At 73.4% G+C, this 22884-nt stretch carries 21 protein-coding genes; 11 read left to right on the forward strand and 10 right to left on the reverse strand.

Going from position 1 to position 22884, the window contains the following annotated elements:
* Position 1: 1 nt before the first annotated feature.
* Entirely contained in the window at positions 2–4024 is a 4023-nt protein-coding gene (locus WMF29_RS12560) for a serine/threonine-protein kinase (RefSeq protein ID WP_437329063.1), read from the reverse strand.
* 469 nt (positions 4025–4493) lie between these two features.
* Here WMF29_RS12560 and WMF29_RS12565 point away from each other — a divergent pair, with 469 nt between their 5' ends.
* A complete protein-coding gene (locus WMF29_RS12565; RefSeq protein ID WP_437329064.1) occupies positions 4494–4913 on the forward strand; it encodes a hypothetical protein in 420 nt (139 codons plus the stop codon).
* 88 nt (positions 4914–5001) lie between these two features.
* On the opposite strand, the gene WMF29_RS12570 is transcribed toward WMF29_RS12565, so the two are convergent.
* The gene (locus WMF29_RS12570) at positions 5002–5535 is read right to left on the reverse strand and encodes an N-acetyltransferase family protein (protein ID WP_437329065.1); all 534 of its coding nucleotides are present in this window, start codon (positions 5533–5535) and stop codon (positions 5002–5004) included.
* A 204-nt stretch (positions 5536–5739) separates the two neighbouring features.
* Here WMF29_RS12570 and WMF29_RS12575 point away from each other — a divergent pair, with 204 nt between their 5' ends.
* The gene (locus WMF29_RS12575; protein ID WP_272103138.1) at positions 5740–6180 is read left to right on the forward strand and encodes a CBS domain-containing protein; all 441 of its coding nucleotides are present in this window, start codon (positions 5740–5742) and stop codon (positions 6178–6180) included.
* Between the two features lie 126 nt (positions 6181–6306).
* On the opposite strand, the gene WMF29_RS12580 is transcribed toward WMF29_RS12575, so the two are convergent.
* Positions 6307–6606 carry a hypothetical protein gene (locus WMF29_RS12580; RefSeq protein ID WP_437329066.1) on the reverse strand — a complete coding sequence of 100 codons (300 nt, stop codon included), beginning with the start codon at positions 6604–6606 and terminating at the stop codon, positions 6307–6309.
* Positions 6607–6626: 20 nt separating this feature from the next.
* On the opposite strand from WMF29_RS12580, the gene WMF29_RS12585 reads away from it, so the two are divergent.
* The gene (locus WMF29_RS12585; RefSeq protein WP_437329067.1) at positions 6627–6755 is read left to right on the forward strand and encodes a hypothetical protein; all 129 of its coding nucleotides are present in this window, start codon (positions 6627–6629) and stop codon (positions 6753–6755) included.
* A 533-nt stretch (positions 6756–7288) separates the two neighbouring features.
* Positions 7289–7726, forward strand: coding sequence for a hypothetical protein (locus WMF29_RS12590; protein WP_437329068.1), 438 nt, complete (start codon positions 7289–7291; stop codon positions 7724–7726).
* Positions 7727–8001: 275 nt separating this feature from the next.
* Here the strand turns inward: WMF29_RS12590 and WMF29_RS12595 are convergent, their stop codons facing one another.
* Together WMF29_RS12595 and pepN are read right to left on the reverse strand one after the other, a co-directional pair.
* Positions 8002–8649 (reverse strand): class I SAM-dependent methyltransferase, encoded by a 648-nt coding sequence (locus WMF29_RS12595; protein WP_437329069.1) that lies wholly within the window; start codon positions 8647–8649, stop codon positions 8002–8004.
* A 35-nt stretch (positions 8650–8684) separates the two neighbouring features.
* A complete protein-coding gene (gene pepN / locus WMF29_RS12600) occupies positions 8685–11300 on the reverse strand; it encodes an aminopeptidase N (RefSeq protein WP_437329070.1) in 2616 nt (871 codons plus the stop codon).
* A 743-nt stretch (positions 11301–12043) separates the two neighbouring features.
* Here pepN and WMF29_RS12605 point away from each other — a divergent pair.
* Positions 12044–12904 (forward strand): Uma2 family endonuclease, encoded by an 861-nt coding sequence (locus WMF29_RS12605; RefSeq protein WP_437329071.1) that lies wholly within the window; start codon positions 12044–12046, stop codon positions 12902–12904.
* 46 nt (positions 12905–12950) lie between these two features.
* Here the strand turns inward: WMF29_RS12605 and WMF29_RS12610 are convergent, their stop codons facing one another.
* The 3 genes from WMF29_RS12610 to rarD all read right to left on the reverse strand — a co-directional run bounded on the left by WMF29_RS12610 (position 12951) and on the right by rarD (position 16382).
* Positions 12951–14009, reverse strand: coding sequence for a lysylphosphatidylglycerol synthase domain-containing protein (locus tag WMF29_RS12610; protein WP_437329072.1), 1059 nt, complete (start codon positions 14007–14009; stop codon positions 12951–12953).
* 265 nt (positions 14010–14274) lie between these two features.
* Entirely contained in the window at positions 14275–15366 is a 1092-nt protein-coding gene (locus WMF29_RS12615; RefSeq protein WP_437329073.1) for a TauD/TfdA family dioxygenase, read from the reverse strand.
* Positions 15363–16382, reverse strand: a complete 1020-nt coding sequence (rarD, locus tag WMF29_RS12620; RefSeq protein WP_437329074.1) for an EamA family transporter RarD — start codon at positions 16380–16382, stop codon at positions 15363–15365. The genes WMF29_RS12615 and rarD overlap by 4 nt, the downstream gene beginning before the upstream one ends.
* A gap of 337 nt (positions 16383–16719) precedes the next feature.
* On the opposite strand from rarD, the gene WMF29_RS12625 reads away from it, so the two are divergent.
* Positions 16720–17064: a hypothetical protein gene (locus tag WMF29_RS12625; protein WP_437329075.1), complete on the forward strand. Its 345-nt coding sequence runs from the start codon at positions 16720–16722 to the stop codon at positions 17062–17064.
* 89 nt (positions 17065–17153) lie between these two features.
* On the opposite strand, the gene WMF29_RS12630 is transcribed toward WMF29_RS12625, so the two are convergent.
* The gene (locus WMF29_RS12630; RefSeq protein WP_437329076.1) at positions 17154–17525 is read right to left on the reverse strand and encodes a thioredoxin family protein; all 372 of its coding nucleotides are present in this window, start codon (positions 17523–17525) and stop codon (positions 17154–17156) included.
* Between the two features lie 100 nt (positions 17526–17625).
* Between WMF29_RS12630 and WMF29_RS12635 the strand changes: the two genes are divergently transcribed.
* The 5 genes from WMF29_RS12635 (at position 17626) to WMF29_RS12655 (ending at position 21231) form a co-directional block, all read left to right on the forward strand.
* Entirely contained in the window at positions 17626–18162 is a 537-nt protein-coding gene (locus WMF29_RS12635) for an RNA polymerase sigma factor (protein ID WP_437329077.1), read from the forward strand.
* 78 nt (positions 18163–18240) lie between these two features.
* Positions 18241–19065 (forward strand): N-formylglutamate amidohydrolase, encoded by an 825-nt coding sequence (locus WMF29_RS12640; RefSeq protein ID WP_437329078.1) that lies wholly within the window; start codon positions 18241–18243, stop codon positions 19063–19065.
* 112 nt (positions 19066–19177) lie between these two features.
* Positions 19178–19792, forward strand: a complete 615-nt coding sequence (locus WMF29_RS12645) for an ArsR/SmtB family transcription factor (protein ID WP_272103159.1) — start codon at positions 19178–19180, stop codon at positions 19790–19792.
* Positions 19783–20601, forward strand: coding sequence for an SRPBCC family protein (locus tag WMF29_RS12650; RefSeq protein WP_437329079.1), 819 nt, complete (start codon positions 19783–19785; stop codon positions 20599–20601). The genes WMF29_RS12645 and WMF29_RS12650 overlap by 10 nt, the downstream gene beginning before the upstream one ends.
* A 225-nt stretch (positions 20602–20826) precedes the next feature.
* Entirely contained in the window at positions 20827–21231 is a 405-nt protein-coding gene (locus tag WMF29_RS12655; protein ID WP_272103161.1) for a hypothetical protein, read from the forward strand.
* An 84-nt stretch (positions 21232–21315) separates the two neighbouring features.
* Here WMF29_RS12655 and WMF29_RS12660 read toward each other — a convergent pair whose 3' ends face one another.
* A complete protein-coding gene (locus WMF29_RS12660; protein ID WP_437329080.1) occupies positions 21316–22875 on the reverse strand; it encodes an SLC13 family permease in 1560 nt (519 codons plus the stop codon).
* Positions 22876–22884 lie beyond the last annotated feature (9 nt).

Genomic DNA, 22884 nt, shown 5'->3' on the forward strand with positions numbered 1-22884 from the left:
GCTACCCCGCGAGCTGCCCGTCGCCCGCCCGGAGCTTCGCGAAGCGCGGGCGCCAGGCCCGGCTCTCGGCGAGGAGCGGCGCGGTGCGCGCGAGGAGCAGCGCCAGATCCTCGGGGCGGCCGGCGTCGAGCAGGGCGCGCGCCCGCCAGTAGAGGAGCTCGACCCGCTGATCGGCGCTGAGGCCGCCGCCCAGCTCGCCGGTCGGCTCCCCCTCCTCGCGCACCGTCGCCCGCGTGCGCGGGCTCTCCATGCCGGACCTCGGGTCCTTCACGGCGAGCTGCATGACGCCGAGGAGGGCCTGGGCGTACGGCGGCAGATCCGCGACCGCCCCCTGCGCCCTCAGCCACCGGAGCTGCCGGCTCGCGTCCGCGTGTTCGTCGCGCATCGCATGGATCCGCGCGAGCAGGAGCGCGCTCCTGTAGGCCGGCTTGTCCTTGAGCTGCTCGTCGAGCGAGCGCGCCTGCCGCACCAGGGGCAGCGCCTCGTCCTCGTGCCCCCAGAGGTAGAGCAGCTCCGCGAGCTTGATCGTCGCGTCGCGCTCCGCCAGGGCGCTCGCCTCCTCGCGGGCCAGCTGGACCGCGCGCCGGAGGTCCGCCATCGCGCGATCCGGGGCGTCGAGCGCCGGCCAGAGCTCCGCGCGGCGGACGAGCGCCGCGCAGAGGTGGCCCCGGTCGCCGCGCTCCTCGCAGCTGCGCACGGCGTCGTCGAAGCGCCGCTCCGCCTCCTCCAGCTGGCCGGACCGCGCGAGCACGCAGGCCAGCAGCGTGAGCCCCGTCACGTGCGTGTCGTGATCGGCCTCGCGGACGCGCTCCACGCCCTGCGTGAGCCGCTCGAGCGCGTCGTCCAGGTTGCCCTTGCGGAACGCCGAGCGGCCTGCCGCGACCTCGAAGCGCGCGGCGAGCGCGGCGTCGGCGCGGCCCTCGCGGACGTCGAGCAGCGGGATCACCTCCTCGACGCGCGCCGCCGACTCCTCCCAGGCGCCGGCCCAGTCGAGCGCGGTCGCCTCCTCGAGCAGCGCCTCCGCGATCATCCGCGGGTCCTTCATCGTCCGGGCCAGCGCCCCCGCGGAGCGGAGATCGTCGAGCGCCTCGCCGGTGCGCAGGACGCGGTAGCGCACGCGCGCGCGGCCGAGGAGCGCGAGGTACCGCTGGCGTTGATCGTCGCCGTCGGCCCAGAGGAGCGCGGACGCGTAGTGGCCCTCTGCCACCGCGTTGTTGTGCCGGTCGCGCTGGAGATCGCCGAGGAGCAGGTACGCGTGCGCCGCGCGCGCGCGCGCCCCGGCGGCCGCGGCGTGGCGCGCGATCGGCTCGAGCAGCTCCGGCGCCCTCGGCCGGGCCTCGGCCCTGAGCTCCCAGACGGCGAGCGCGTGCCGGTGCATCGCCGCGCGCTCCTCCTCCGGGAGCAGCGCGTAGATGGCCTCCTGCAAGAGCGCGCTCCGGAAGGCGTAGCTGGCGCCGCCGCAGAGGGCGCCGTCTCGCGGCGCGGCGTCGTGCGCGCCGCGGGGCACGAGGAGCCCTCGCGCCACCAGCGCGCGCAGGGCGCTCGGGACGTCGACGTGGTCGACGTACGCCGCCGCGCCCTCGCGTTCGAACGCGCGTTGCACGCTCGCCGCCACGTCCTCCGAGACCTCGAAGCCGAGCACCGCGCAGAGCCTCGCGCAGGCGGCGAGCTCCGGCGGGAGCGCCTCGAGCTGCCGCGCGGCGAACCACTGCCACGCCGGCGACGGCGGGAGCCTCTCCAGCTCGGCGGTCGCGAGCTGGTGGCCGCTCGATCTCGCCCGCAGCCGCACGAGGCCCGCCCGCTTGATCGCCCGGGTGAGCTCCACGAGGCCGCGGGGGTTGTAGCCGGCCCACGCGCAGATGCGCCGGAGCGTCGCGCTCGGCGGAGGCTCCGCGGGCCGGAGGAGCTCCGCGCAGAGCAGGAGCCCGGCGGCGTCGTCGAGCGGCGAGAGCGCGACGTGATCGCGCGCGTGGCCGCGGGCGCTCAGCGCGTGGCGCCGCGGCGTCGGCGAGCAGCGCGCCGGCGCGCCGGCGAGCAGCACCCAGAGCGCGACCGACGCCTCGCGCCGCGTCGCGAGGTCGAGCGCGTCGAGCGTGGCGCTGTCGGCGAGGTGCGCGTCGTCGACGATCACGACGACGGGCCGCTCCATCGCCCGGCGGCGGAGCGCCTCGGCGAGCGCCCGGATCACGCTCCCGCGGCGCGGCGGCGGCCGGCCTGCGGAGCCGCCCGTCCAGCCGAGGATCGCGGCCACGGCGGGCCACACCTCGCCGCCGAGCGGCTCTCCGAGCCGCTCGACGCAGAACGCGCGCGGGTCGTCGGGCGCCGCGGGGGCGCCGTCCCTCGCGCCGAGCACCTCGGCGAGCAAGGCGGCCGCGGTCCGGCCGAAGCCGCCCCCGGGGCGCGCGCCGAGCTCCGGCTCGGCGCGCAGCGAGATCACGAGCGCGCCCGGGTGCGCGCGGCGGCTGCTCTCGGCGAGCTCCTCGGCGAGCCGCGACTTGCCGACGCCGCGCTCGCCGATCAGCGCGCAGAGGCCGGGCCCCAGGCCCGCGAGCGCGCGCTCGCGGCTCTCCTCGACGGCGCCCTGAGCGTCGCCGCGCCCGACGAGCGGCGGCGCGGCGCGCGCGGCGACGCGATGGCCCGAGGGCGGGGGCGCGTCCGGGGCGAAGAAGTAGCGGCCGTCCTCGCTCGCCGCGACGACGTCGAACCCGGGATGCGCGGTGACGAGCTCGGCGCTGAGCGCGATGCCCCGCCACGAATCCGCGGGGAGCCACGACTCGGGCCGCTCCACGGCGATCCCGGCGGCGTGCACGCTCTCGGCGTCGCGGCGGAGCTTCAACGGCGCGATGTGGATCGCGAGGGGCGCGCCGACCGAAGCGACGATCTCCCGCCCCGCGAGGAGCGCGCGCTCCGCGGCCGCCTCTTTCGGGCCGGGGAAGATCGCGACGAAGCGGTAGCCGCGCTGCCGCGCGAGGTGCCCGTCGTGGCGGGCCACGGCGGCGCGGACCTCGGCCTCGGCGCCGCGGGCCTCCAGGGCGAGCACCACCGTGTCGTGCCGGTCCGTGGAGCCCGTGGCGACGTCGTCTCCCGCGGTCGCCGCGGCGCCGGCGGCGCCGCCGGCCAGGGCGAGCGCCTCGGCGCCCGCCGACGCGAGCGCGGCCCGCAGGCCCGCGGCGTCGGCCGGGCGGAGCGCACGCTCCTTGGCGAGGCAGGCGAGGACGAGGGCCTCGATGGACGGAGGGACCGGGGCGATCTCGCTCGGCCTCGGGGGGAGCCGGCCGAGGTGCCCCTGCGCGACGTTCGCGCGATCGCCCGCGAACGGAGGGCGCAGCGTGAGCAGCTCGAAGAGGAGCGCGCCGAAGGCGTAGAGGTCCGCGCGCGCGTCGAGCGGCTCGCCCCGGAGCCGCTCGGGCGCGGCGTACTCGGGCGTCCCGAGCATGGCGCCCAGCGTTGTGAGAGCGCTGTCCGCCGGGTGGCAGACGACGCCGCGCTCGCGCTGCGTGAGGCCGAAGTCGAGGAGCCGCACGCCGCCGTCGGGCTCGAGGAAGACGTTCTCGGGCGCGAGATCCAGGTGGACCAGGCCGCGCTCGTGCACCACCTGGAGGCAGCTCAGCACGCCGAGCGCGACGTCGAGGGCGGAGCGCAGGTCGGGCGCGGCGGGCAGGCCCTCGAGGTGGGCCGCCAGCGTCTCGCCGCGGAGCCGCTCCATCGCGATGTACGCGCGGCCGTCCTCGAGCACGCCGTTCTGGAGCAGGCGAGGCGAGGCCGGGGGACCGAGCTGCTCGAGCGCCCACGCCTCGCTGCGGAACCGCTCGCGCGCGAGCAGCGAGTGGGCCCTGCTGACCTTGAGCACGGCGGGGGCGCCGTCCTCCGCGCGCGTCGCGGCCCAGATGACCGAGAAGGCGCCCGCCGCGAGCGGCGGGCCGACGAGGAAGCCCGCGACGGACGGCGGCGTCTCGGCGCCGAGATCGACCGGCGCTGGGCGGGACGGCGCCGTGGCTCCGTCCGTCGGGCAGGAGGTGAGCACTGCGAGTCGGCGATGGCAGGAAGGGCAACGCGGCAAGAAGACCTCGGATGACCTCGGGTGGGGCCCGGCGCGATCCGTGACCGATATTACCGGTTATCGGGGTTGCCACGAGCAGGAAAACCGCCTTGCGCCACACCCCCTTATGCCCATAGCGAAAGTGCGTGCTCGGTCTTCTCGGTCTTCTCGGTCTTCTCGGTCTTCTCGGTCACCCGCGACATCGTGGGCGTCGTGTCGACACAGGAGGACAGCGGCGGCCTCCGTCGCGCTCCGTGGGAGGGACCGCGGCTGTTGTCCTCCGAGAAGCCGGGCGCGCGAACGGCAGGGGGTGAACCTCCGTCGAACACCCACCTTCGGAGACGTGGAATCGGGTCTTCGCGTGACTGTCGCGCGCGGACGTCGGCGGGGCTCGGCTGAGCCGCGCCGATCCGCGAGCCGTCGTGTATGCTGTTCCGAGCGGTCGGAGGGCTGGATGATCCATCGACAGACGGGCGAGATCGAGCTCACATCCGGGCTTCGCATCGGACCCTCGTACTCGGAAGCGCAGTTCTTGTCGTCGCCGCTCGCGCGGATGGCCAACGCCCTGAGCGAGACGCAACCGTGGAGCGGATACCGGACGTCGCGCCAGCGCATCGGCTTCCGGACCTTCCGCATCACGCTGCACTTCTGCAGCGGCAAGATCGCGTGGGTCGAGCTGTTCGAGGTCGGCGCCGAGTCGAAGGCGTTCTGGAACGACTGGTCCGAGAAGGAGGAGGCGGAGCGCAAGGCCAGCCACGACGCCTGGCTGGCGTCGATCCTCGGCGCGCCGCCGTACGAGTATCCCTGGGGAAAGATCACCTCCCAGTACGACCCGCGGGGCGGCTACAGCAGCATCGTCGTGCGCTTCGGCTAGCGCCGGCGCGCTGGGGCCCAGGGCGTCGCTGGTCGCCGGTCCACGCGCCGGCGCCGCCCTCGGCGTGGCATCCGGCATCCGGGGCGCGCTACAGCGCTCGCCGGTAGCGGATCTCCGGGAGGCTGCCGGCGCCGACCCGCGCCCACCGCCGCGCGCCGTCGCGGGTGAAGCCGGAGAGCTCGTAGAAGCGGCGCGCGCGGGTGTTCCCCTCGAGGACCCAGATCGTCATGGTCCTGTGGCGGCGCCGGGCCAGGTCGGCCTGCGCCGTGTCGAGCAGCGCGGCGCCGAGCCCGCGCCCCCACGCGGCGGGCAGGAGGTAGATCGTGTAGAGCTCGCCGACGTCACCTGGCCCGTCGTCGTCGCGCGTCGGCCCGGCGCTCGCGAAGCCGAGCCCGGCGCCCTCGGCGCAGAGCATCCAGGTCCGCGTCCCGGTCGCGGGGTCGCGGCCGAGGATGCGCCGCCAGCTCGCCTCGCGCGCCGGCACGGAGAGGGCGTTGAGATCGGCCGCCGGGATCAGGCCCAGGTAGGCCGCCTGCCAGGAGTCGACCTCGATGCGCGCGATGACGGCCGCGTCTGCCGGCTGCGCCTGGCGGATGACCGCCCCTGTGATCCGCTCTGACATGGTGTCTCGCACCTCAGGTTGGCTGGCGCCGCGGCGCTCCGCCAGGGCGCCGCCCGGCGCGCTCGCCGGCCGGAGGCGCGATCAAGCGGTGCCCGACGCCGCATTCATCATGATGCTCCATCCCTCGCCCGCGATGGTCCCCTAAGGTCCTTTTGTGCGCTGTGACGCTACCGGGCGCTGCAAGAGGAACCGAAGGAGGGAACCATGCTGTGCAAGGAGATCATGAAGCAAGACATCCAGAGCGTCCTGGCCGACGACACCATCCAGACGGCCGCGTGCAAGATGCGCGACGCGAACGTCGGCTTCCTTCCTGTCTGCGACAGCGCCGGGAGGGTGCTGGGGGCGCTGACGGACCGCGACCTCGCCATCCGGGTGCTGGCCCACAGCAGGCCGCTGAGCACGAAGGCGGGCGACGTCATGACGCGCGGGGTGGTCGCGTGCCGGCCCGACGACGACGTGCAGCGCGCGGAGCAGCTGATGGGGCAGCACCACAAGTCGCGCGTCCTGTGCACCGAGGCGGACGGCCGCCTGGTCGGCATCATCAGCCTGTCGGATATCGCGCAGAGCGAGGACGACAGGCACACCGCGCAGACCGTCCGCCGGGTGACCGAGCGGGAGGCGGTGCAGCACGAGAGCACGCGATAGGCTCGCCGGGCGATAGTCCGAGCTTCGCGGCGGCGCGCGGCGCGGGCGACGAACCTGCGACGTTCGCCCTCGCCCCGCGCATCGCCCGCCGCGGCGGCCGCGCGTGCCGCGGCGCCGCCGGCGCGCTTAGCCGCGGATCTTGAGAACGGCCTTCAAGCCGGCATGGAGCACCGACCCGCGATGGTGAACCTTCACGGTGAAGATCGCGCGATCCACCTCGTCCTCCGGCATGTTCTTCAGGGAGAAGTGGGCGATGACCTCGAGGTGAGTGCGGCAGTTCGCGCAGTTGCTCACGCTGTAACGGCTCAAGACAGCGTGGTAGCCCAGGTAGTATTCCCTGGTCTTGCCGCCGTCGTCCGCGACGGTCGCGTGCGCCGTCAGCAGGAACGACCCCTGGAACAGGGCGCGATCGATGCCCCTGACCATCGGGGCCGTTCAGCCAGGCCATGATGTTGTTGTCGAGCAGCGCGTCGTTCGTGTTCTGGCCGGGATACCTCTGGTTGTGGGCGTACGTCAGCTCGGAGTCCCCGAAGTCGCCCACCAGCCCCGAGAGCGGGTACCGCACCGTCGTGTAGCCGGCACGCTTGTAGTACGGGTGCGCCTCGTCGGCGTCTGCGTTCTGGTCCCCCCAGTAGCTGTCGGAGACCGAGATGGGCAGGGTGAACGACCGCAGCGGGTTGGGGATACCCATCAGGCCGTAGCTCGGGAGGTCGACCGTCGGCTGATTAAAAATGGCCGGGACGCCGTGATGGAGAGAGTAGTCGTCCGCCTCGTCCCAGAAGGGCAGCATCACGCCCCGCACGATGCTTTGCAGCGCGTCGCGCCAGAACTTGCCCCCGAGCACGGCCGACGCGCCCGCGAGGCCTGCGAGCATGGGCGGTAGTCCTGGCTCGCCAGCGCGCGCAGCACGAGCGCGCCGAGCGCCCAGGAATGGAAGAGAACGACATGACAATGCACATCATTTTTCTGATCGATAGCAATGCTCTCAAGCAAAGTCCGGGAGGCCGGTTTGGCAATCCCCAGGGATTATCCGGGGCCGCACCCCCCTCTCAAGTACGGGAGAGGAAACGACCCCAATCCCTACACCAACCAGAGCGGGGACACTCCCGTGACTGTGTACTTCAACGAGGAGGTCCTCATCTCCGTCCAGGACTCGAACTCCAACATCGGCGTGGCTTGCGCCCCGGTGGGCTTCGTCGCGATGACCTGGCAGTCCAATCCGATTACCCTCGGTGACCTCACCGGCGGGGATGCGGTCATCGGAGACATCAGCTTCCGGGACACTCGCGTCAACTCGTACGGTTATGACTATGTCACCGGTTCGAACTCTCCGTGGGCGCCGGAGAATGACAACACCAATTACCTGGTCACCCGCCACGACGCGAGCCTGACTTCGCCCGTGAAGCGCAACCCGTACATCCTCGTTCCGGCGCTCGCCACCGCGGGCGTGCTGCAGTACGGCCTCGAGTTCTATTGCTCGATCGGCGGAGAGTATATCGGTAACTACTGGTTCGATCCCTCGATCACGATCGCAGCACCGCAGTGACCACGGGCGCCGGCGTCAGCCGGGCCGCCCGAGGACGCCCCCTTGCTTCTTGTCGGACCTGACCACGATCGACGACGAGGCGAGGCGCGAAGCTGCTGCGCGCGTTCTACTTCGATGGACCACCGGAGCTCGGGCCGGTGGTCCACGTCGACCGCCAAGGCGCCACCCTGAGCTCCGGCGGGTACGGCGACTCGATGGGGCCGATCCGCACCAGCTCGTTCATCGAGCGCAGGCGGCTGCTCCGCGAGTTCGAGCTGGTGAACGCCTGCCGGTGCTCAGCCTATCGCCTCGGCCGTGAGCAGGCGCGTCCGCCGGCCCGACGCCAGCGTGAGGTGCTGTCCCCAGCTGGTCTGGTGCGGCATGTCCCCCTCGACGATCTCGCTCGCCCGGATCTCGAAGCCCGCGGCGCGGTAGGCGGGGCGCAGCGTGTCGTCGACCCACGCGTCCGAGAGCTCGGGGAGCCCGAGCCGCGCCGCGTAGGGCCGGTCGTCGAAGACGCTCTGGTTGAGCAGCGCGATGAGCTCTCCGCCCGGCCGGACGAGCCGGCGCAGCGCCTCGATCACCGGCGCCTCGGGCAGCACGAGGGCCGAGAGCAGCGAGGCCCAGGGGAAATTGAGCGTGAGGGTGTGGGCGAGCCCGGTGAGCTCCGCCGGCAGCGCTTGCACGGACGCGACGACGAAGAGCGCGTTCGGCCGGCCGCCTCGGGCGACCTTGCGGCTGGCGCGCCACGACACCTCGCGCATCCGCTCCCCCGCGGGATCGACGCCGATGCAGTACGTGTCGGGGTGGGCGCCGGCCGAGCGGTACACGAAGCGGCCGTCGCCCGTGCCGACGTCGATGAGGACGCGCGCGTGGCCGGCGAGCTTCGCCTCGAGGTCCGCGCGCGTCCACGTGAGGGACGTCTTGCCGAGCTGCACGATCATCGTCGCCTCGAGCGCCGCTCTCCTGGGTTCCTCGCTCAGCCGGGGGCGCCCCCGCCCCCCGGGCGGTGCCCCTCGGCGCTCGCCGCCGCGAGCTCCCGGCAGGCGAGCGCCCGCACGAGGTCGTCGCTCGCCTCGCGGAGCATCCGGACCAGCATCGGCAGCCGCGGCGTCGCCGGCGCGCCGTCCGGGGCCCGCCCGAGCGCCGCGGTCCGCGCCTCCGCGCGGGCGAGGAGGTCCCGATCGACGCGGTACGAGGGGAACAGATGGGTGAAATACGCGGACGCGAACTCGTGCGTCCGCGCCTCGAAGACCTGCTGCACCCGCTCGAAGAACGCCTGCGCGTACGGCTCGAGCAGCGCGCGCTGGAACGACCAGTTGAAGCCCGACATGGCCGCGCCGGTGAGGTGCAGCGAGCCGTACCCGTCCTCGTGGAAGCGCGCCCACGCCGCGGCCTTCGCCGCCGGATCCGGCCGCGCCGTCTCGGCGCGCAGCGCGGCGCGCTGCCCGCGATCGGACGGGTCGTGCTCGCGCTCGGCCGCGAGCCGCTCCTCCGCGCCCTTCATGCCGCGCGCGATCCACTTCACGGCGACCGTCCAGCGCATCTCCTGGTCGATCTCGAGGCCCTCCACCTCGATCTCGCCGTCCGCGAGGCGCGCGGCCAGCGCGAGATCCGGCGCGGAGTACGCCGCGTTGAAGAGCGCCCGCGCCCACACGATCTGCGCGTCGCCGCGGGGGGCCGCCCGCAGGGCCGCGAGGGCGAGGCCCGTGAACGCGCTCGCCTCGGCCTCGCGCAGCGGATCCGGCACGTAGCGCGCGAGCGCCGTCGCCGCGTTCGCGAGCACCGGGTCGACGAGCGAGAGGTCCGGCTCGGCGGGCAGCTTGTCCCTCACCAGCGCGAGGTACGCGGGGGAGGCGAGCTTCTGATCGCGCACCATGCTCCAGAGCGACGACCAGAGCAGCTGGCGCAGGAGCGGATCCTCCACGCGGCCCATGTGCTCGCGCACGAACGCGAGCGAGGCTGGGTCGAGCGCGATCTTCGCGAACGTGAGATCGTTGTGGTTGGGGAACACGAGGAGCGGCGCCCGCTGCCCCCGCGCGGCGGCGACCTCGGTCGCCGCGCCGTCGATCTCCGCGGGGACGGAGTCGACGACGAGCGCGCCGTCCTCCTCGCGCGCCAGCGCGACGTCGATGCGGTGCGGCCGGAGGGTCGGGTAGTCGGCCGGCGCCGTCTGCAGCACGCGGAGCCGGCCGATGCGGTCGCCCTCGGGCTCCCACTCGGCCGTCAGCGTGTTGAGGGACGCCCGCTCGAGCCAGAGGCGCGACCACGCGCCGAGGTCGCGGCCGGAGCCCTCCTCCAGCGCGGACAGGAACTCGCGCAGCGTCGCGTTGCCGTACTGGTAGCGCTTGAAGTACCGGCGCATCCCGTCGCGGAAGGCCGGGAGGCCGATCGCGGCGACGAGCTGCTTCATCGCGGCGGCGCCCTTGCCGTACGTGATGCCATCGAAGTTCAGGAACGTCTGCTCCGTGTCGGCGAGCTCCCCGGCGATGGGGTGCGTCGTCACGAGCTGGTCCTGCCGGTAGGCCCAGCTCTTCATGACGTTGAACGCCTTCCACACGGCCGGCTGGAACCGGGTCGCCTGGTCCATCGCGAGGAAGGCCATGTACGTGGCGAAGCTCTCGTTCAGCCAGAGATCGTTCCACCACCGCATGGTCACGAGGTTGCCGAACCACATGTGGGCCATCTCGTGGAGGAGCACCTCCGCGCGCGTGAGGCGCTGGTGGTCCGTCGGCGGGTCCCGGAAGATCATGCGCTCGCTGTGGGTCACGGCGCCGACGTTCTCCATGGCGCCGGCGTTGAACTCCGGGACGAAGACCTGGTCGTACTTGCTGAAGGGGTAGGGGTAGTCGAAGAACTCCGGGTAGAAGTCGAAGCCCTGCTTCGTGATCGTGAAGAGCTCCTCGGCGTCGAGGTGCCTCGCGAGCGACCTGCGGCAGTAGAGCCCGAGGGGGATCCCGCGGTGCTCGTCGCGGACGCCGCTGTACGGGCCGGCGATCAGCGCGAAGACGTAGGTGCTGAACCGGGTCGTCTCCTCGAACACCCGCGTCATGCGGCCGAGGCCCGCGCCGAACGTGCGGCTGACGCGGGCGTTGCCGATGACCTCCCAGTCCTCGGGCGCGGTGACGGAGAGCCGGTAGCTCGCCTTGATGTCCGGCTGATCGAAGCAGGGGAACACGCGGTGCGCGCTGAACGGCTCGAGGTCCGAGTAGAGGTAGTCCTCGCCGTCCTCCGGGTCGCGGAAGTGATGGAAGCCGTCGCCGGTGTGATCGTAGTCGTTCTCGTAGACGACGCGCACGCGCGTCTCCGGGGCGAGCAGCCTCCCCGGGAGGACGATGCGGCAGTCGGACCACGCGGGCTCGACCTCGACGCCGTTGATCTCGAGCCGCTCGATGCGCCGGCCGCGGAAGTCGATGAACGTGTCGCCGTGGCCGCGGACGTCGAAGTAGGCGATCGCCTCGCCGCGGTAACCGCGGGCGTCGCGCGAGAGGTCGAGGGAGAGCTCGTAGCGCGCATTGCCGATGCGCGCGGCGCGCTCCTCGGCCTCTGTCTGGGTGAGCACGTCCCTTCCAGGGCCGCCGGTCGTCTCCGTCATGACTGCACACCCTAGGACGAACCGCCGGAGGGTGGCCAGCGATCTGCCGCGGTCGTGGTCGCTGCGCCGTCGGGCGGCCGCCGCGCCGCGTGCCCGGCTGCCGCGTGACCGCGAGGCGCACGAGGGGGGCGCCTGCCAGGCGGCCGGGCGAGGGAGCGGACGACCGGGCGAGTAGGCCGCCCTGTACGGCCGGCGTCGCATGCTCGAGGGTGCGTGGAGCGATCCCCGGGGCGTCGGCCTCACCCGTGCCGCCGGGATGCCCGACGCCGCGGGCGGCCTCCGGAGAGAGCTGTACGCCCTGGTTCTGTGCCAGAACGGGGCGGCGCTGTGCCGGGGGAGGGGGTCCGGCACTGGCTCAAACGCAGTGCACTGTGACACACCGGGGTCCGGACCCCTCAATAACGCTTGGTCGAGCGATTTTCAGGGCAAGGTTGTGCCAAACAACGCATTTTTCGGCGAAATTCTGTGCCAACAACCCAGCATGCACCCTCTTCGTTGTGCCACAAGGGGGTGCCGGACCCCTCCGGACCGCAATGCAGAGCGCTTGCGGGGTGCCGGACCCCTCCGGACCGCAGAGCAGAGCGCTTGTGGGGGTGCCAGACCCCCTTCCGGGCGCAAGGCGCGCGAGCGGGGGTGCGCGGCTCGGCGTGGTCTGGAGCGCCCCTGGACCTGGAGCGCCCTCGAGGGGCCGATGCCGTGCGTGCGCCGTGGTTGCACCTGCGCGGGCCCGCTATGCTCGGATCATGCAGCGCGCGCCGACGTCCTGGGTGATCGATCCCGACGATCCGCGGGCCCCTCCGCAGGAGCTCTGGGACCGCATGACGCCGGAGGAACGGCAGCGCGTCCTCGATACCCTCCCGTCGGAGTTCGAGATCTCCGAGGCGTGCCCTCCCGAGGGCGACTTCCACTTCAACCCGAAGGTGGCGGCCAGGGACGCGCTGGGCGGGTACTTCCAGCGCATCGGCCGGCGCGTGTACCTCGCATGCGAGCTGCCCGTCTACTACCCGGCCGAGCGGATCTTCGCGCCCGACGTCATCGCGGTGCTCGACGTCGAGGTGAAGGAGCGCGCCCGCTGGTCGGTGAGCGCCGAGGGCAAGGGGATCGACTTCGCGCTGGAGATCCTCTGGAGCGGGAGCAGCAAGAAGGACCTCGAGGACAACGTCACCCGCTACGCGTCGCTGGGCATCTCCGAGTACTTCGTCTTCGACCGCAAGCGAAGGCGGCTGCGCGGCTTCCGGCTCGCCGAGGGCAGCGCGCGGTACCAGCCGATCGTCCCGCAGGAGGGCCGGCTCGCGAGCACGGTGCTCGACCTCGACCTGAGCCTTGAGGGAGACCGGCTGCGCTTCTTCCACGGGCTGGCGCCGCTGCCGGAGACGCACGAGCTGCTCGCCCGGCTGGGCTCGATGGTGGGCGACCTCGAGGCGCGCATCGAGGAGACCGAGACGAGCCTCGACGAAGAGCGGCGCCGCTTCGACGAAGAGCGGCGCCGCTTCGATGAAGAGCGACGCCGCCTCGATGCGGAGCGGCAGCGCGCCGACGAGGCCGAGCGGCGTCTGGCCGAGGCCCTGGCTGAGCTGGAGCGCATCAAGCGCGAGCGCGGCTGAGCGCACGCCGGAGGCGCGCGACTCCCTGGCCCCAGTCGAGCTCGGCTCAGGGCGCCGGAGGGCTGCGGCGCCACACGAGCGCGGCGGCGATCCCTGCGAGCGCGAAGGCCGCCTGGAGGAGGTGGACGAGCAGCGAGATCGCGATGGCGGAGCTCTCGGTGAGGCCGAGCAGCGAGGCGGCGAGCGCGAAGGCCCCGTCCGTTGCGCCGACCTGGCCCGGGATGAGGTCGCCGGCCGCCGTGCCGGCGGCGCCCACGCCGTACGCGGCGAGCGCGCGGAGGGGGCCGCTCTCGGCGCCGACGACGGCGAGCAGCACGCCGTACTGCACCGCCTGGAGCGCGCGGCCCGCGAGGCAGGCGGCGAACGGCCAGGCCGGGACGGGCGGGCGCTCGTGGACGGCCTCCTGGAAGGCGGCGGCGAGCTGGCCGGCCCGGGCGAACCGCCGGGTGATCCACGCCGAGGCGGTGCGCTGCCGTGCGGCGAAGGCGATGCCGAGGCCGCTCGCGACCAGGAGGGCGGCGTGCGCGAGCACGCCGAGGGCGAGCGGGGAGGCGCCGCCGCCGAGGTGGAAGAGGACGAGGGCCGCGAGGAGGGAGAGCGGGGCCGAGGACAGGAGCGCGAGCGACTGGTTCGCCGTGGCGATCGCGGCCGCGCGCGCGGCGCCGACGTGGGGGGAGAGCAGCGCGGCCTTGACCGCCTCGCCCGCGGGGCGGCCGGCCGGCATCAGCGTGATGACGGGGTAGGTGACGACGTGGATGCGAAGGAGCTCTGCAATCGGGACGCGCCGCGGCGCGCAGAGCACGCCGGTCGCGAGCGTTTCGCAGCCGATGCGCGCCGCCTCCAGCGCGATCAGGAAAGGCACGAACGGCGCGGCGCGGGTCACCGCGGCGAGCATCTCCGCCGCGCCGACGTGGCGGATGAGCGCGGCCAGGGCGGCCAGGCCGAGGCCGCCGAGCGCCGCGTGGAGCAGCGCCTTTCGCCGCGCGCGGCGGGCGGCGGGCGCGTCCGGGGCGGCGGGCGGAACGGGATGGACGCGCGCCCCGCCGCTGGGCGCGGGCCCGGGATCGCCGCCGGCGCATTCCTCTGCCGCTCGGGCCGGAGGCAAGGGAGCCATGGGAAGGGGGCGCTGCGAGGAGCGTGCCGGTGACGTGTGGGTGCAGCGCGCGCACGCGGCGGTGAGCTGCCTCGCAGAGCGCGCGCCATGGGCATGCAGCGCGCGCACGCGGCGGTGAGCTGCCTCGCGGAGCGCGCGCCATGGCATGCAGCGCGCGCACGCGGCGGTGAGTGTCGAGCTCCTCGGCAAGCAGGAGCTCAGTGGGGCCCTCCGGACGAGCCGCGGTGAGCGCCCCGGCGCTCGCGGGCGCGGCCGCTCACGCCGGATCGAGCGGGACGTGGAGCCGTGTGCCGGGCACGACGATGCCCCCGCGGTCGCCGGGGGTCAGCGAGCCGTAGCGCTCGCGGAACACCGGCGGCAGCGGCCGCGCCCCGGGCGGAGCGAGCCAGAGGCGGAGCAGGTGCCGCTTGCGATCCGGCTCGGGCCAGTCCTCGAAGGCCGTGCGATCGTGGAGCAGCGCGTGGTTGTGCACGAGCTGGATGTCGCCCGGGCGGAGCTCCATGGTCATGTGGAGCGCAGGGTCGTTGGCGAGGGCATCGAACAGGTCGAGCGCCTCGATCTGCCGCGCGGTGAGCGGCGGGACGTCGGGAAAGCGCCGGGCCGACTCGATGTACTGCCGCTGGTAGATGGCGGACAGGAGCCCCGCGTGCCAGCTCAGCACCGGGATGCGGAAATAGGGCCGCTCGCCCGCCGGCACCTCGCTCCGGCGATCGGTCTCGATCGGCGCGAACAGCGCCTCCGCCAGGTCCGGGCGCGCCCGCCGCATCTCGTTGTACAGCGTGACCGAGCTGACCAGCGCCGAGAGCCCGCCCGCCCTGGCGGTCCGGAGACAGAGCAGCGCCACGACGTCGCACGAGTCGGTGTGGAAGGTCTGCCGCTCGCGCGTCTGGTAGATGCGCACGCTCGGATCCTGGCTCGACAGGCCGAGGTCCTTCACGTGACCGAGGATGTGCCCTCGCGCGTTCTGCGAGCGCGCGCTCCCCAGGTGGCTGCCGATGCCGAGGAACGCGATCGCGGCCGCGCGGAGGTCGCCGCGGTCGAGCCACGGGCCGCGCAGCCCGCGGAGCAGAACGAAGCCGCGGCCATCGAGCACCTCCGCGAGCACGCGGCGGAGGCGCGCGGCGAGCGACGGCAGCGGGAAGGCCTCGCTGCGGAGGTGCGCCGGGTCTTCGCCCGTCTCGGCGAAGCGGCGGACCGCGGCCTCGACCTCCTCGAGCTCCGCCTGGGTGATGTGCTCGATCCAGCCGTCGCTCTGCGCCATCGCGGGGCCGTACCAGGCCGCGGGGCCGGGGATCTGCGCCGGGATCTGCGAGAGGTCGGTGCTCGGTGCGGTCTCTTCCGCGCTCATCGTCTGGCCTCGGCTCCTCTCGCCTGACGCCCCTGGCATTTCGGTGGCTCAGATTCTTCCTGTCTCGTCTGCCGTGCGCTCAGGGGGCGCTCGTCCCTTCGTGCGCTGCGCGCGCGGCGCGCGCGAAGCACGGCGTCGGCGCTGAACACCGCGAGCCCGGTCCAGATGAAGGCGAAGCTCACGGCCTGGGCCGCCGTGAACGGCTCGCCATAGACCAGCACGGCCAGCAGGAACTGGCCGCTCGGCGCGAGGTACTGGAGGAAGCCGACGGTGGTCAGCGACAGGCGGCGCGCCGCGTTCGTGAACCAGACGAGCGGCAGGGCCGTGATGATGCCCGTCGCGGCGAGGAGGACGTGGGTCCGCAGATCGGCGTGGCCCGCGGCGCCGGCGCCCTCGGCGTGGAGGGCGGCCAGGTAGGCCGCGCCGAGCGGGGCGATGAACGACGTCTCCAGGGTGGAGCCGGGGAGCGAGCCGACGGCGACGACCTTCCGCAGCAGGCCGTACACCGCGAACGAGCCGGCCAGGCCCAGGGCGATCCAGGGGATCGAGCCGGCGCGCACCGCCAGGTACACGACGCCCGAGGCGGCGAGGCCGAGCGCGAGCCACTGGGCGGGCCGCAGCCGCTCGCGCAGGAAGAGCATGCCGAGGAGCACGCTGAGCAGCGGGTTGATGAAGTAGCCGAGGCTCGCGTCGAGCACGCGCCCCACCGCGACGGCGTAGATGAAGAGGACCCAGTTCGCCGACACGAGCGCGCCGGTCACCGCCATCGCCGCGACGACGCGCCGGTCGCGCAGGGCCGCGCCGAGCGCACGGCCCTGCCCTGCAGCCAGCGTGAGCGCCACGAACGAGAGCAGGCTCCACACGGTGCGATGGGCCAGGAGCTCGACCGCGCCGACGTGACGGAGCTGCTTCCAGAAGACGGGGACGACGCCCCAGGAGCTGTAGGCCGCGATCCCGTAGGCGACGCCCCACGCGGCCTCCCGGGGACTGTCGCGAGCATCTTCGGGCGTGCGCATCGGGGTCGTGCTTCCTCGGCGGGCGTCGCTCGACGCCGCCCGTCGCCCGGCGCCGCCGCTGCGGGGCGCCGCTCGCGTTCGATCGGACGGCGAACATGGCGAACCTGCTCGGCCATTTCAAGCCCTGCCCGAGAGAGCCGGGCTCGCAGGCCCGCCGCGAGGCCGCATGGCATTCGCGTTGCTGGACGCGGGGCGCGGCGCTGGAGTCCGCACCGAGCACAGCGAGGTAGGTATGCGAAGTGTCTACGGTCTGGCAGGGCTATGTGCAGTGATGATGGTCGCGTGCACACAAAATACGACCGGCGAGACGGAGCCTGGAGGCGCGCACCCTGAAGACATGGGGTTCGCCACCGTCCAGTGGTCCATCGGGGACAAGACCGACGCCGCGCAGTGCAAGGCGCGCGGCGCGCAGGCGGTCGAGCTGGTCCTCATCAACACGAAGAACAACGAGATCACGCGGCAGGTGGTCCCCTGCGATCGATTCGACGCGAGCGTGCAGGTCGCCGCCGACAAGTATGTCGGGACGATCTCGCTCGTCGATGAGAACGGTAAGGCGGTCAGCGAGCCGCTGCCGGTGGGGCCGTTCGATGTCTCCGCGTCCGAGGCGACGACGCGCAAGGTCACCTTCCCGGCCGAGGGGCAGCGCGATACGCACCGGCGTCACGAGAGGCCACGACGATAGGCCACGGGCGAGCCCGAGATCGGCGCGCGTAGGAGCTCCGCGCGCCGATCTCTGCCGCACGCCGGCGGAGGAGCCCGATCGCGCCGCCCTCAGGGCGGCGAGGGCGCCCGGTCCCTCCCCGTCCCGCCGGGGAGCCCGCTCCCTTCGATCAGCCGGAGGAGCTTGTCCTTCGTGGTCAGCCCCACGTGACGGGCCAGCTCCTTGCCCCCGGCGAACGCGACGACCGTCGGAAACGCGCGGATGCCGAGGCGGCGGGCGAGCGCCGGGCACCGATCGCCGTCGACCGCCACCACCTTCAGGCGCCCCGCGCCTTCCTCCGCCAGCTTGTGCAGGACGGGCGCGAGCGCGCGGCACGGGGGGCACCATTGCGCGGTGAGCTCGACGAGGACGGGCACCCCGGCCTCCAGCACCTCGGCGTCGAAGCTCGCCTCATCGATCTCGCGGACAGGATTCGTGGACATGGCGTGAACCTCCATGCCCTGGCAGGTCTCGAGGGCGGCATCCATTACAGCGGTCGTCCGTTGTAATGTGGGCGCGGCTCGACACCTGACCTCCTGGACCATGGACGCCATCAAGGACGCGGACGACATCCTGAACCATGTGTCGCACCTTGTGCGCTCCGAACGTGCGGCGCTCGCGGCGCTGGCGCGCGCGGAGGGGGTGACGCCCGAAGACGCTGTCGACTGCGTGCAGGAGGGCCTCTGCACGCTGCTCACGCTCGCGCAGCGGGGCGCGCTCCCGGCGGACGTCGGCGCGTGGGGCGGCGTGCTCGCCGGGACGGTGCGGAACGTCGCGCGCAACCGGCGCCGCCGTCACTTCCGCGCCCGGCCGCACGACGACGTGGACGCGCACCCGGAGGCCGTTGGGGACGCGCCGGCGACCGACGAGGCGATCGCGCGGGCCGAGGAGCACGTCCGCCTGCGCGCGTGCGTCGAGGAGCTCTGCGAGATCCAGAAGGCCGTCGTGACGCTGCGCATGCTCGAGGAGCAACCCGGAGAGGACGTGGCGCGCGCGCTGGGCATCTCGGCCGGCCACGTCGCGGTGCTCCTGCACCGGGCCAAGCTCGCGCTGCGCGCGTGCATGACGTCGCCGCACTGAGCCCGCGCGCCGCGCGCCCTCGCGAGAGCGCGCGCGGCGCGGGCGCGCCGGTGTCTGCTATGTCTTGGCCGAGACGTCATGAGCTCTTCTTCGTCCGCTTCGCCAGCCCTGCGCATCCTCGCGCCCGATGAGCCGCCCGCGTTCGAGGTGGTGAACCCCGAGGGCCCCTCCAGCGCGGTCCTGCTCTGCGACCACGCGTCCAACGCGGTTCCGAGGAGCCTCCCCGAGCTGGGCAGGCAGCACGAGGCGCTCCGCGAGCACACCGGCTGGGACATCGGCGCGGCGCGCCTCTCGCGCCGCATGTCCGCGCTCCTCGACGCGCCGCTCGTGCTCTCCGGCTACTCGCGGCTCGTCATCGACTGCAACCGGCCGCTGGGCTCGCCGACGTCCATCCCCGAGATCAGCTGCGGCGTGCCCATCCCCGGCAACGCCATCGACGCCGCGGAGGCCGGCGCCCGCGCCGACGCGTGCTTCTGGCCCTACCACCATGCGATCACCGCGCTCCTCGACGCGCGGCGGGAACGCCGGAAGCGCACCGCGATCCTCAGCATCCACAGCTTCACGCCCGCGATGCCCGGTCAGGAGCGGCCGTGGCACGCGGCCGTCCTCTACGGGCGCGACCGCAGGCTCGCCGCGCCGTTCCTCGAGGCGCTGCGGCGCGAGCCTGGGCTCTGCGTCGGCGACAACGAGCCCTACCGCGTGACCGAGGGCGGCGACTACGGGATCCCCACGCACGGCGAGGCCCGCGGCCTGCCCTGCGTGCTCCTCGAGATCCGCCAGGACGGCCTGATCAGCGACGAGGGCGTGGAGGTCTGGGCGCAGCGCCTCGCGGCGAGCTACCGGGCCATCGAGGCAAGTGGCGATCTGAACGCTCTCCCCCCGGACGCCGCCGCCGGCGGGTGACGTAGGCGGGGCTCGGCGCCCGACGGCGAGGGGATCGCGCCCCTCGCCGTGGTGGGGAAAGTACGGCCTGCAGTCATTGACAAAAAAAACTGTCAATGATACCCACGGGGGTGTGCTCGATGTCGACGTCATCGAGGATCCGGCCGCGGCTGCGGCGGCGCTCGAGCCTGTCAGGAGCCGGCTGCTCTCGGAGCTCTCGGCGCCCGCCTCCGCCGCGACGCTGGCCACGCGCCTCGGGATCGCGCGCCAGAAGATCAACTACCACCTGCGCGCCCTCGAGGCGCACGGGCTCGTGCGCATGGCCGGGACGCGCAAATGGGGTGGGCTGACGGAGCGCCTGCTGGTCGCGAGCGCGGCTTCCTACGTCGTGTCGCCCGGCGCGCTCGGGCCTGTCGCCGCAGACCCGGAGCGCGCCTCGGACCGCCTCTCCGCGACCTACCTCATCGCCCTGGGCGCGCGCGTCGTGCGCGAGGTCAGCGATCTCCTCCGGCGGTCGCGGGAGGCCGACAAGCGCCTCGCGTCGCTGTCGATCGACGCCGAGGTCCGCTTCCGTTCCCCGGCGGAGCGCGCCGCCTTCACCGGCGAGCTCACCCGCGCGGTGACGGCGCTCGTCGCGCGCTACCACGATGATTCGGCGCCAGGCGGGCGATCGCACCGCCTGGTGATCGTCGCTCACCCCACCCCCACACCGAACGAAGCACCACGAAAGGAGTCATCATGCCCGTGAGAAAAGACGCGTCCGGCCGTCGCAGCGTCGAGGCCGAAGTCGAGGTCCCCGGCAGCCCCGAAGAGGTGTGGAGCGCCATCGCGACCGGGCCCGGGATCTCGTCGTGGTTCGTGCCGAGCGAGGTCGAGGAGCGCGAAGGCGGCACGACCGTCTCTCACTTCGGCCCGGGCACGAGCATGGATGCGGTCGCGACCATCACGGCCTGGGAGCCGCCTCGCCGGTTCTCCGCCGAGGCCCCGGAGGACATGGGACCAGGCGGCCCCAAGGTGGCCACGGAGTGGATCGTGGAGGCGCGGTCCGGCGGGACGTGCGTCGTGCGCGTGGTGCACAGCTGGTTCGCGAGCACCGACGACTGGGACAACCAGTTCGAGGGCCACATGCACGGCTGGGCGGCCTTCTTCCGCATCCTTCGGCTCTATCTGGCGCATTTCCGCGGCCAGCCCTGCGCGGCGTTCCAGCTGATGGGCGCCGGATCCGAGCCTCGATCCGCGACATGGGACGCGCTGATCGGCCCGCTCGGGCTCGCCGGCGCCGCGGAGGGCCAGCGGGTGAGCTCCGCCGCCGGCGCGCCGCCGTTCGCCGGGGTGGTCGAGCGCGTCGGTCCGAGCGAGCATCCGGAGCTGCTCCTCCGGCTCGATGCGCCGGCGCCGGGCATCGCCCACCTGTTCGCCCTCCCCATGGCCGGGCAGATCTTCCTGCCGATCCGGCTGTACCTGTACGGCGACAGGGCGCCCGCCGCGGCGGCGCGCGACGAGCCCGCATGGCAGGCGTGGATGGCCGAGCGCTTTCCGGTGCGCCCGCCCGGCTGACACCTCCGAGGCACCTTGTCTCATGTGTGGCGGCCTGACGCAGGCGAGCCTCCGCCTGGGGCGGCGGAGAGGGTCAGTCCGGGACCGCGCACGTCGCTGCGAACAGCCCGATTCAAGGCGGTTTCCGGCAAATGCTCGGGGCGGCACCGTTCGTGTATCGCCAGGCTCACCGCAGCGATCGGCCCTCGCGCCGGCGCTCGTTCAACGGAGTCGATGGAGGTACCGATGAACCACGCAGTCAATCCGAGGTGGTGGGATGATCACAAGACGTCCGGCTGGGATCGCGTGAAGGAGGCGCTGCGCCGCGACTGGGAGCAGACCAAGGCGGACTTCACCGACACCAAGGGGCAGGAGCTCAATCAGGACGTCGGCGATACGGTGAAGCAGGCGCTCGGCAAGCAGCCGATCCCGCCGCGCTACGCGCCGAACACCGACTGGAACCAGGTCGAGCCGGGGCTGCGCTACGGCTGGGGCGCGGCGAGCCATTACAGCGATCACACCGACTGGGACGATCGGGTCGAGAGCAAGCTCAAGGAGGAGTGGAACGACCTCAAGAGCGGGCGAACCTGGGACGAGGCCAAGAGCGCCGTGCGGCGCGGGTGGGAGTCGGCGCGGCGCAAGGTCTCCTGAGCCGCGCCCGGGCGCCGGCCCCGGCAGCGAGACGGGAGCGACCAGGCCGGCGACGGCGCGCCGAGCGCCGCTGCGCCCCTGCGCTCAGCCGCCGATGAGGTGCCGCGCGTAGCCGTACACGTAGACCGTGATGAGCGCGGCGGCGGCCACGTCGAGCAGGAAGCCTGTCCGGATCATCACCGGGAGCCGCACGTACCCGCTGCCGAACACGATGGCGTTGGGCGGCGTGCCCGCCGGCAGCATGAAGTCGCAGGACGCTGCGATCGCGGCCGCGAACAGCACGCCGAGGTCCTGCGGGAGCACGTTGAGCGCCACGTTCACCGTGGCGGTGTTGGAGGCCAGCGCCGACAGGGCGATCGTGCCGGCGCTGGCGAGCCCGAGCTGCGCGAGCAGCGGCGCCTCGGCGACGACCGCGAGCTTCGCGGCCATCCACGCCGAGAGCCCGCCGCCCTCGATGCCGGCCGCCATCGCGAAGCTGCCGCCGAGCAAGGCGAGCGTGCCCCAGGGCATCCGGCGCAGGGAGGCGAGGGAGAGGGCGCGCAGGGCGAGCAGGCCGAGCGCCGCCAGGACGGCCACGGTCGCCTCGTAGTGCTTGCCCTGCACCTTGAAGCCGGCCGCGGCGCCCGAGCCGAGCGCGGCGCCGAGGCCCCTGAGCGCGGCCTGGAGCGGGGGCGCGAGCGCGGCGCGCAGCGGATCGCCGAGGATCCAGAGCGCGCTGGCCGCCGCGAAGATGGCGGCGACGGTCTTCTCGCCGCGGCTCATCGGGCCCATGGCCGCGAGCTCGCGGTCGAGCGCGTCGCGCGCGTGGCCGGGGCCGAGCCCGTCCCGCTTGCCCACGCGCCACAGGGCGAGCCAGAGCAGCGGGACGAAGAGGACCACGAACGGCAGGGCGATCGCCATGTACCGAAGAAAACCGAGGTCGTGGCCCAGCTTGTCGGCGAGGAAGCCGCAGAAGATGGAGTTCGTGCCGGTGCCGATCTTCGTGCCGATCCCGCCGACGTTGGAGGCGTAGGCCACCGCCAGCATGATCGCCGTCCCGTAGTGCGTGAGCCTGCGCCCCCCGGCGGCCGACTCCAGCTGCGCGAGCAGGGCGAGCCCGATCGGGACCATCATCACGGCGGTCGCGGTGTTGGAGATCCAGAGCGAGATGGAGCTCGTCGCGACCAGCATGCCGAGCAGGAGCCGCTTCGGGTCCGTGCCGACCGCCCGCATGATGTGGAGCGCCACCCGGCGGTGAAGGCTCCACTGCTCCATGGCGGCGCCGATCGCCATGCCGCCGAGGAAGAGGAAGATGTACGCGTCGACGAACGGCGCGGCGGCGCGGGCGGCGTCGCCCGCGAGCCCGCGGCCGAAGACGCCGAGCAGCGGGAAGAGCACGAGCGGCAAGCAGGCGGTGAGCGCGACGGGGAGCACCTCGAAGAGCCACCACAGCGCCATCCACGCAGCGACCGCGGCCGCGTACGCAGGGCGGTGGCCAAAGCCGGGGACGGCGTGGAGCCCGCTCGGGATGAGCGCGATCGCGAGGGCGGCGGCTGGACCGGAAGCGACGCCGAGGCAGCGCAGCAGGCTGAGCCGCGCAGGCGGCGGCCGGCCTCGGTGAGGGGCGCCCGGCGGCGCGGCGGCGGGATCGGGGGGGCACTGCATGGCGACTCT

Origin of the sequence: Sorangium sp. So ce381 (genome assembly GCF_051473845.1) — a bacterium.
GTDB lineage: Bacteria > Myxococcota_A > Polyangia > Polyangiales > Polyangiaceae > Sorangium > Sorangium atrum.